Raw genomic sequence first — 1,953 nt, forward strand, 5'->3', positions numbered from 1 at the left:
CGCACGGCGCACAACCCGGCGCCTCGGGATGAAACAGGAGCAGCCAGGCCAACACGGCGCCGGAACCGCGACTCATGCACCACTACTCACACCAGCCTCGTACTTGATCGGTGTTTTCGCAGTTCAGCGGATGTGAGGGCGGCCTTCGTCGGATCCTGTGCTCCGTCACAGAGTGGATCAGCGCGAAGGCCGTGGTCGTGAGTCTGGTGTATCAGGGCGTCTTGCGGGAGCGTTCGCGGAAGTGCCACGCTTCCGGTCAGAGCTGTACGCGTGTCTGACCGCACGGGGCGACGCGTTGTGCTGGTGTCTTCCAGCCGAGCGTCTTGCGGGGTCTGCTGGACGAGCGCGCGGGTGCCGCGGCGGGCCCAGGTGTACCCGGTGGGCGTCGGATTCGGCCCTCAGCCGTACAGCCGCAGGCCCTCCAGCTGATCCTCTGCGATCTGCTGGAGGGCTTCGTCGGCCTGGGCCGCACAGTGGTCCGCGTCCGTTTGTACCGGTAGCCGTCCCGCTTGATCAGCACAGACAGGTGTGCGGAGTGGATCCGCGCACCGCGCTCCTGCTCCAGCCACGCAGCCATCCTGGGCAATGTCCACGACGGGCCGCCGTTCTCGGCGCACTGGTCCAGCATGCCCTCCAGCGCGTCCAGATCGCCTCGGGTGACCTTCGGCGGCTGCCGGAGCGGGGCGCGTCAGCCAGGGCCGGCAGCCCGCCGCGGCGTGTCGGCGAAGCGCGCCCCGCACCGTGACCGGGTGCACCGCAGCAATCTCCGCGATCTCCGTCGATGTCCGCCCCCGGCCCGACAGCCTGACGCATTCGGCCCTCGTACGCGTGTGCGGCGCCAGGTCCCGTCGTCGCAGCGTTTTCTCGACATCACTCCTCTGATCCGGCGCAAGCTCAAGTACCAGCAGTCTCGGCACGGCGCCCCCTCCCACCAGCCGATATGCCCTCACCACAGCCGAATTACACAAGACCGCTTAGGGGCTCCGGTGGCCCGTCCGCCTAGGCTGCTGCTCCGGCGTCGGCCGATCGGTCTGGCCTGAGCGTCGCCGCCGGGCTGCCCGGTCAGGACGATTGACCTCGACGACCTCAATGCCGTGGGCTGCCAGATGCCGACGCAGCCCGGCTCCGTCCGGCAACGCCATCCGTTTCGAAGAGATGGGAAGAGACGCATGACCGCCCACAGCATGACCCAGAACAGAGAGACCTCAAGCCAGGACCGCATATGAGAAATGGGGGAGGCTGGCTTCTCGCTGTCGATAAGCTAACTTTTCAATCACTTATTTTCGGGCGAAAAAGAATTCCAGACGAAGGCGTTGCGGCGCTCCTCTTCCGTGGGTACCTTAATCTCCAAGTTTAAAGTAACAATCAAAGTTCCGCTAATCTTATCCGCTGTGGACCCCTTCGGGGGTACTACGTTTTTCGGGACTAGGTTTGAGGCGTCCCGGCCCCTGCTGATTCCGTCGGTCAGAATGTTGTTCCCCATTCCGCCGCTCTCCGAGCCCGAGAAGACATTTGAAGGCCTTGCGGTGAAGAAGTCCTCTTTTGTGTACTTCGGCCCATCGGCACTCAGGGTGACTTTCAGGCTTCCGTCTGGAAGTCTCGTTATTTTCGGGGCTTCATCTTCTTTGCCCGCTTCTGTTCGCTGATTTTTTCGTGCGGATTTACTCTGCTCACGTGCTGCCAGTGCTGTCTGTGCATTAGCGGCACGCACTCGTGCGGCTTCTCGGTAGTCGGGTTTCGCAGGCAACCCGGAGGCGTCTGGAGTGCTTGCGGTTTTAGAAGACAGCATTTTCCGGATTATCCGGAGGGTGAGGTTTCCGGAAGGGTCTACGCCATTTGCAGGGTCCGTGTTGAAGGCTTGGTATTTGTTGAGGGGTGTGGGGTGGGGGTCGCGGGTGGTGAAGCGGCCGGTTTCGCGGTGGTAGAGGCGGGCGGGGGTGTAGTCGGTGCCGT

The 1,953-nt window shown here is 63.3% G+C and carries 2 protein-coding genes; both read right to left on the reverse strand.

From position 1 onward, the window contains the following. Positions 1 to 256: 256 nt before the first annotated feature. Entirely contained in the window at positions 257 to 628 is a 372-nt protein-coding gene (locus tag IF89_RS50050) for a winged helix-turn-helix domain-containing protein (protein ID WP_078628783.1), read from the reverse strand. A 645-nt stretch (positions 629 to 1,273) separates the two neighbouring features. Beyond that, positions 1,274 to 1,953 (reverse strand): hypothetical protein (locus IF89_RS46720; protein ID WP_158718128.1); only part of this gene is annotated, 680 nt, incomplete at its 5' end.

This window comes from Streptomyces sp. NRRL F-2664 (assembly GCF_000719345.1).
Taxonomy (GTDB): Bacteria; Actinomycetota; Actinomycetes; order Streptomycetales; family Streptomycetaceae; genus Streptomyces.